This window comes from Nonomuraea sp. NPDC050643 (genome assembly GCF_040654715.1).
In the GTDB taxonomy this organism is placed as follows: domain Bacteria; phylum Actinomycetota; class Actinomycetes; order Streptosporangiales; family Streptosporangiaceae; genus Nonomuraea.
Window position 1 is genome coordinate 1 of record NZ_JBFAIM010000145.1, and the last position, 8,055, is coordinate 8,055.

At 74.2% G+C, this 8,055-nt stretch carries 4 protein-coding genes and 1 pseudogene; 1 reads left to right on the top strand and 4 read right to left on the bottom strand.

The annotated features are described in order from the left end of the window. From AB0I15_RS66375 to AB0I15_RS66390, 4 genes and pseudogenes are all read right to left on the bottom strand, one after another. Positions 1 to 551: pseudogene (locus tag AB0I15_RS66375) on the bottom strand (hypothetical protein); the annotation flags it as partial. Further along, positions 548 to 2,137, bottom strand: coding sequence for an FAD-dependent monooxygenase (locus AB0I15_RS66380; RefSeq protein WP_358120988.1), 1,590 nt, complete (start codon positions 2,135 to 2,137; stop codon positions 548 to 550). The pseudogene AB0I15_RS66375 and the gene AB0I15_RS66380, both read right to left, overlap by 4 nt. A gap of 1 nt (position 2,138) precedes the next feature. Next, on the bottom strand, positions 2,139 to 5,087 hold the full coding sequence (locus tag AB0I15_RS66385; protein WP_358120991.1) for a ferritin-like domain-containing protein: 2,949 nt from the start codon (positions 5,085 to 5,087) through the stop codon (positions 2,139 to 2,141). Then, a complete protein-coding gene (locus tag AB0I15_RS66390; protein WP_358120994.1) occupies positions 5,084 to 6,565 on the bottom strand; it encodes an FAD-dependent oxidoreductase in 1,482 nt (493 codons plus the stop codon). Before AB0I15_RS66390 ends, AB0I15_RS66385 begins: the two co-directional genes overlap by 4 nt. Before the next feature lie 267 nt (positions 6,566 to 6,832). On the opposite strand from AB0I15_RS66390, the gene AB0I15_RS66395 reads away from it, so the two are divergent. Beyond that, a partial coding sequence (locus AB0I15_RS66395) for a glycosyltransferase (protein ID WP_358120996.1) occupies positions 6,833 to 8,055 on the top strand: 1,223 nt, incomplete at its 3' end.

The following is an 8,055-nucleotide window of genomic DNA, read 5'->3' on the forward strand; positions in this document are numbered from 1 at the left end:
GCCCGCTCGGCGAGCGCGAACCCGGCCGGGTCGCGGGCGGCCCGCGCGGAGCTGGCCTGCTGCAACCACTCGGCGCGCGCGCGGAACCAGGCGTGGCGCCGCGCGGGCACGCCCAGCAGCGCGGAGATCACCAGCACCGGCAGCGGTGCGGCGAACTCCCGCACCAGGTCGAACGCGTCGCGCTCCCCCAGGGGTCGCAGCAGCGACGCGGCGATCGAGGCGATGCGCGGCCGCAGGCCGGCCACGACCTTCGGAGAGAACTCGGCGGTGAGCAGGCGGCGCAGCCGGGTGTGCTGGGGCGGGTCCAGGAACACCAGCCAGTTCCGCACGCTGCGGTACAGCGCGTCGTTGCGGCCCGGCAGGTGCGCCGGCCTGTTGTGGCCGAAGTCGCGGCGCGACAGGGCCTGCGCGACGTGCTCGTGGCCGAACACGAACCAGTTCCCCGGCCCGGCGAGGTGCACGGGCTCGGCCTCGCGGTAGCGGCGGTAGATCGGGTACGGGTCGGCGATGTCGGCCGTGGACCAGCCCTGCGGGGAGAAGGGCTCCATCACGCCGCCCCGCGTACGACGTCGGCGAGGCCGGCGGGACCCGACTCCAGGTCGTGGCCGCGCCACGCCACGTGCCCGTCCGGCCGCACCAGCACGAACGGGCGGCCGTACAGCTTGGCGATCTCCGGGTCGTCCACGAACACCGGCTCGTACGGCACGCCCCGCTCGTCGAACGTCTCGCCGAACGTGGCCAGGACGGGCGAGCCGGCGAAGCACAGCAGCGTGAAGCCGCGGCCGAACAGGTCCAGGGTGGACACTCCGGCGCGCACCCACGCGTGAGCGGCGCGGGAGCCGGGGTCGCTGCCAGGCCGCCAGCGCGGAGCCGGTTCGACGGGGCCGTCGGCGACGACGATCGGTGAGCGGTAGTGGAACCCGAAGTGCACCCCGGGGGCGTCGAACTCGTCGCGGGCCCCGCCCTTCGCCAGCCGTCCGGCCATCTCCGCCCGGAGCGCCACGCCCTGCTCGGTGTCCGCGGCCAGGTCCGCCGGGAGGTCACGGTCGAGGGTGCGCCTGAGGTTCTCGCCGGCGGCGTCGAGGCTGTCGATCGCCACCGGGCGGCGTTCGGTCTCGTAGGTGTCGAGCAGGCCGTCGCCCGCCCAGCCCGCCACCGCGGCGGCGAGCTTCCAGCCGAGGTCCGCGGCGTCGCCGATGCCGGTGTTCATGCCGAAGCCGCCGGACGGCGGCAGCGTGTGCGCCGCGTCGCCGGCCAGGAACACCCGGCCCGCGCGGTAGCGGTCGGCCACCCGGTGGGTCAGGTGCCAGGCGCCGTCGGAGACCGGCTCCACCGGCACGTCGCAGGCGATCGCGGAGCGGATCAGCGCCATCGTGTCCTGGCCGGACCGGCCGTCCACGACCAGGTTGTACAGGCCGCGGCCGTCGAGGGAGCGCAACGGGTAACGCAACGACGGGGAGTGCATCAGGAAGTACACCAGCGCGGTGCGGTGGCCCCGCTCCGCGAGGCGCGCGGGCAGGTCCGGCGCGCGGAAGAGCACGTTGCGGAAGACCTGCGTCTCGTGCCGCGCGGGCGCCTCGATGCCGAGGGCCTTGCGCACGGGTGAGGAGCTACCGTCGCAGGCCACCAGGTAGCGCGCCGAGACGACGTGCTCCTCGCCGCCGGAGGAGATCGTCGCCCGCACGCCGTCCGCGTCCTGCCGGAAGTGTTCGAGGCGGCACCGGTAGCGCGCCGGGCCCTCGGGGTGCACGCCCACGGCGTCGGCCAGGACCGGGTTCAGCAGGTGCGCCGGGCACACCTGGTCGGGTTCGGGCGTGTGGCGGAACACCGGGCGGTCGGCGGCGGTGCCGCGTTCGAACCGGTAGATCTCGTGCTCGCCGACGCGGGTCACCCACGCGATGTCGAGCGGGTGGTCGAGCGGCCAGCCCGCGGCGCGGATCCGGTCCGCGACGCCCCAGCGGCGGAAGTGCTCCATCGACCGCGGCCCCACGGTGCTGACCTTGGGGTGGCGCACCACGCCGTCGCCCGCGTCGATCATGACGTGCCGTACGCCGCGATAGGTGAGGTCGAGCGACAACGCGAGGCCCACGGGGCCGCCGCCCACGATGAGCACGTCGGTCTCTTCGCTGCGGATCATCTCAGCTCCTCCTCAACTGGTCGGCCATCAGGGTGCTGATCTCGGCCACCCGCGTGGGCACGAGCGGGCAGGCGGCGGCCAGCGCGGCCAGGTCGTCGAGCTGCCGCGCGACGCGCAGCGCCGCCACGTCGGGGCGCGGGATGAACGCGGGCGGCGCGTCGATCTCGAACGACGGGCCCGCGGTCCGGCCGCGCAGACCGGACGGCATGGTCGTGAGCAGTTCGCCCAGCGGGCGCAGCACCCCCGTCATCACGTCGATGGCGGCGTTCATGAGCTTCGAGCGGCGCAGGCTGGTGTCGGGGCCCGCGCCGAAGTGCTGCACCATGAGCCGCAGCATCACCGCGTAGGCGTCGTTGAACAACCGCATCACCCGGCGCGCCTCGGGGTCCGGGACGTACTGGCGGGTCCGGTCGCCGCGGCGCAGCGTCGGGTTGCGCACCGCCGGGTAGGACGGGGTCCAGTTGGCCCGGCGCAGCGAGTCGGCCACGCCGAGGAACGCCTCGTGGTGCGAGGTCTCGGAGGGTTCGTCGCCGTCGGTCAGCTCGCCGCCCTCGCCCTGTTCGGTGATCACGTCGATGGCGAACAGGGCGCTCCCGAGGTCGTCGACCTCGAGCTGGTAGTCCGGGTGGCGCTCGTTCAGCTTCCTGCGCAGGAACAGGTGGTGCTCGCCGCCGCCACGGCCGGGCTCGGTGAGGAACAGGTCCGGGATCGTGGTGATCGCCTGGCGGATGTCGCCGTACAGCTCGGCGATCGAGGCGTAGCCGTGCTCGGTGTCGTCGCCGGTGCCCGTGTCGTCGCCGAGCCTGACGTCGCGTACCGGGCGGTCCGGCTGCTCGATCGCGACGAACCGGGCGACGCTGCCGGCGTCGAGCCGCTCCAGCGCGAAGTCCAGCGCGATCGGGAGCTCCGCGTTGAGCGCGCCGAAGTCGACGTGCGGGACATGGAACGGCTCGCCGATCGCCATCAGGATGTTGTTGGCCAGCAGGAAGTGGGTCATCTCCTCGCGGGCCACCCGGACCAGGGTGCCGCGGACGCCGCCTTCCAGGCTCTCGCCGCCGTCGCCGCAGGCGAGCGCGAGCTGCCCGGGCGTCCAGCGGCCGCTGCGCACGTACGCGCTGCCCGCGCCGTGGCCGGGCACGGTGTAGGCGGCGTACAGGTACTGGATCATCACGGCCAGTTCGAGCTTCACCGCGTCGCGCAGCGCGGCGACGAGCTCCGCGCGGTTCCTGATGCCGCGCCGCGCGGTGGCGGGCGCGCCGGCCTCCCGCAGGAGGTGGGCCGGTCGCTGCCGCTGCCGCAGGTATCTGAGCAGCAGTGCGGCCTTCGGCGCGGTCAGGTCGCGGGTGGGCGGCATGTAGTACGTCATCGCCTTGTTGCGCGGGTCGCACATCTGCCAGACGAGCTGGGCGTAGGTCTCGACCTTGCAGCGGTCGGCGAGGCTGAAGACCTCCTCGCGCATGAAGGAGTACTGCGCCTCGTACGGCGCGAAGACCTCGCGGTGGACGGTCTCGAAGGTCACCTCGTCGTCGCGGAGGTCCGCGAGCCGCCAGTCGTCGGGCAGCACGCGGACGTGCACGCCGCCCGCGCCCGCCCAGAAGGCCAGCTCGTCGTCGTTGTCGTAGTGGACGCCGGTGCCGTCGCCGCCCAGCAGGATGCGCGTGGATCCGGCCCGCAGCCCGCGCAGCGTGAACCGGCCGACGCCGCCGGCGTCCGTGCTCACGGTGTCGGCGACGTCGGCGATCCGGGCGGTGGCGGCGTCCGGGGCGAGAGGGAGCGCGCGCGGGTTGGGGAACTGCCGTACCCGCACGGACTCCACGGGCGCCGGGCGTCCGCGTACGAACGACCGGAACTCCACCCGCGCGTCGCACGACGGGTCGTCCGCGTGGCGGGGGTGGTCGAGCACCTGGCAGGCGTCGTCGGCCTGCAGCACGACCTCCTGCTCACGCGCGAGCACCCGGCCGTCCCACGCGTTGACGAGGACGAGCGCCTCGTCCCCCGCCTCGCCCAGGCGTGCCGCGCAGACGAGCCCGCCGTGCCGCGCGGCGGCCAGGCGGGACCGGACGGGCACGGCGGCGACGAGCTTGCCGGTGCGCGCGGTGCGCAGCTCCACCTCGCCCGGCGGCAGCGTCGCGGCGGCGGTGACCAGGTTCAGCGTGACGTACTCCGCGCCGACGTCCACGGAGAACACGTGCGGGTCCCGCTCCACCGGCAGCATCAACCGGCCGGCCGGGAAGGTCCTCGGCTCGCCGCGCCGCCAGGGGGCGATGGTGCCGCGCAGCTCCCAGCGCCGCGGCGCGTCCGGCACGCCCGGCTCGGCCGGGGTGAGCAGGGCGAACTGCACGACCAGCCCGTCGGCCGCGGCCAGCTCGGCCGCCAGCGCGGCGACCGCCGCCGACCCGCCGACCGGCTCCGGCCAGGTGAGCTCCTCGTCGTCCACGACGAACTGGTGCACGACCGTGCCGCGGCGCAGATCCTGCCAGCGCGGCGGCTGGTAGCCGCGCACGCCGCCGATGAGCGCGTACCCCGTGTCGTGCGAGCGGCCCGCCCGCCCGAACCCGAACTGGCCCACCATCAACGTGGTGGTCCAGTTCGAGGCCGGGTCGACGTCGAACACGCGGCCGCGGTTCACGGTCGTCTGCAGGTACTCGTTGTAGTGCCCCCACATGTCGACCTGGCGGCCCACCACGGGGTCGTGCTCGTCCACCTCGCCCGCGCGCAGCTCGGCCCCGGTGATCGCGGCGGCGGGCACGGCGAAGTGGCCGTTGGCGGCGAAGTGCGCGCCGCGCGGCCCGTCGTACTCGGCGGCGGGACGGCTCCGCGGGAACGGCGTGCCGTCCGCGCACAGCGCCCCGTTCGTCGCCAGGTCGGTGAGCCCCTGCCGCGGCCCGGTGGGCAACTGGGTCGTGGCCACTCCGGCGAAGTGCAGGCGGGGCAGGTGGAACACGCTCATCGCCGCCGCTCCAGCCGCATCAGCTCACGCGGGTCACGGGACTCCATGTCGCGCAGCACGTCGCTGACCGACTCGATCGCGCCCTCGATCCAGGCCGGCATGGACGAGCAGTGCTCGCCGGCGAAGAACAGCCTGCCCTGGGGCCTGGCCGCCGCCCACTGCTGTTCCTCGCGGGTGCGGGCGTCCTGGCCCCAGCGGATCGTGGCCGCGCCCAGGCTCCACCGGTGCCGGCCCCAGGCGTAACCGACGGCATCGCGGATCATGCCGCGCTCCAGCAGGCCGGGGTGCATACGGCCGACCTCATTGAGCACCACGCGGTAGCGGGCCGCCGGGTCGAGCCTGCCCATCTCCTCGGCGTCCGGGCCGATGGTGTAGCTCGCGAGCAGCACCGCACCGTGCGCCGGATCGCCCTCGACCGGCGGGTAGTAGGTCTGCCGGACCAGGCCGCCGGTGAACGAGGCGCCTCCGGCGATGCCGTCGGCGGCCCAGAACGGCTCGCGGCAGAGCAGCGCGATCTTCGTCGCGGGCCAGTACTGGGTCTCGTGGACGGCGGCGAGCTTGTCGGAGTCGAATCCGTCGAGCATCGCCTCGCGCAGCACGGTGAACGGGATCGTGCACAGCACGTAGTCGCAGTGCCGGTAGACGACCTTGCCTTCGTGCCGTACGCCGACCGCGACGCCGTCGTCGCGCACCGACAGCCCGACCACCTCGTGCCCGAGCGAGACACGGCCGCGGATGCGCGCGGCGAGCGCGTTCGTGAAGGTCGCCATGCCGCCGCGCAGCCGGTAGAGCGCCGGGCTGGTCTCGTCCAGCACGTCGTCGAGCAGGCGCTCGTGACCGCGGAAGACGCCGGAGCGGATCTGCGGGTGGTCCGCCACCACGGCGTGCAGGTCCACTTTCGAGCCGTCCCCGCGCAGGTACGGCTCCAGGTCGATGCGGTCGACGAGGTCGAGCAGGCCGGTGCTCACCTCGGGCCAGTCGTGGAAGTCGCGCGGCGCGATCGCCCGCAGGCACGCGTTCAGCCACGCTCCGAACAGCAGGGTGGCCGGGCGGTAGGAGTGGTCGCCGAGCCGCTCCGCGAGCCGCGCGGTCAGCACGGTCGGGGCCTGGCTCACCTTGATGTGCCGATCGTCCTCGATCGACAGCACGTTGTCGTCGTCGGCGAACAGCGTGCGGAATTCGCGGATGTCGCCGAGCAGGCCCAGTTCGGTGAGGTAGTGCAGGGTGCGCGTGTGGTCGGTGCGCAGCCTCATCGCGCCGAGGTCGGCGAACGGGGCGTCCGGCGCGGCGCCGAACCGATGCGTGTAGACCCGGCCGCCGACGCGGTTGCTCGCCTCGATGATCTCCACCTGGTGCCCGAGCCGCTCCAGCTCGTACGCCGCGACGAGCCCCGCCACACCCGCGCCCAGCACGGTGACCCGCCGGGGTTCCCCGGCGCTCGGTCCTGACTCGTCGTCGGTGCGGAGACTTCTGAACATGGGGGTGTTCCTCCCATTCGGTGATGTCGAACCACGGGCGAGAACCTGGCCCCATCGTCAGCGGCCCGCGGGCGGGCCCACATCCCCACCCGGCGCTCCCAGGGTGAGTAGCCGGCAGCGCGCCGAGGCGGCGTACGGCGCGCCCAGATCCCCAGGGCTGACAGTCTCGGCCCGCCTCCCTTGCCGGGCCGGATCCCCGCGGGCGACGGTCAGGTCAGGCACAGCGGGCCGGTGAGCGGCCCCGGCGGACGGATGAGGGAGGCGGCCTTGGCACACGTCCTGATCGCGACGACCCCGGCTGACGGCCACGTCAACCCGGTGGTCCCCGTCGCGCGGAATCTGGTGCGCGCCGGTCACGACGTGCGCTGGTACACGGGAGGCGCCTACCGGGACAGGATCGTCTCGCTCGGCGCGCGGCACGAGCCGATGCGCGCGGCGCGGGACTTCTCCGGGCAGAGCAAGGCCGAGGCCTTTCCCGCGCAGACCGGGCTCACGGGGCTCGCGAGCTTCGTCGCGGGCATGCGGGACATCTTCTACCGCACCGCGCCGTCCCAGCTGGCCGACCTGCTCGGCGTGCTCGCCCGGTTCCCCGCGCAGGTGATCGTGTCCGACGACATGTGCTACGGCGCGAGCTTCGCCGCCGAGCACACCGGTCTCCCCCACGCGTGGATCGGCAACTCGATCTATGTGCTGGGCAGCCGCGACACCGCCCCGCTCGGCCACGGGCTCGGCCCGTCCGCGTCTCCGGCGGGCCGGCTGCGCAACGCCCTCCTCACCTGGAGCGGCGACCACGTCGTGCTGCGCGGGCTGCGCCGGTCGGCCGACGAGGCCCGCGCCGCGGCGGGGCTGCCGCGGCTCGGCACGAGCGTCATGGAGAACATCGCCCGCCGCCCCGACCTCTATCTCGTCGGCACGGTCGCGGAGCTGGAGTTCCCGCGCTCGGACCTGTTCGCGGGCACGCGCTTCGTCGGCGCGCTCGACCTGCCGGCGGCGGACGCGGCGTTCGACCCGCCGTCATGGTGGGACGAGCTGGCCGGTGACCGCCCGGTCGTGCTGGTCACGCAGGGAACCGTCGCCGACGATGTGCGCCGCATGCTCCTGCCCACGATCCACGCGCTCGCCGGTGAGCCCGTCCTCGTCATCGTGACGACCGGCAACCACCGGCTCGGCCCGGACGCCATGGCGTCGCTGCCCGCGAACGTGCGCGTCGAGGACTTCGTCCCCTATCACCGGCTGCTGCCGTACGTGGACGTCATGGTCACCAACGGCGGTTTCAACGGCGTCACCGCGGCTCTCACGCACGGTGTCCCCCTCGTCGTCGCCGGCGCCACGGAGGAGAAGGCCGACGTGGCCGCCCGTGTGACGCACGCGGGCGCCGGTGTCGCGCTGCGCGGCGCGAAGCTCACACCGGGGCGGATCCGGCGCGCCGTACGGGCCGCGCTCACCGACCCGGGCCACCGCGCCGCGGCGTCCCGGCTGCGTGCGGCGTT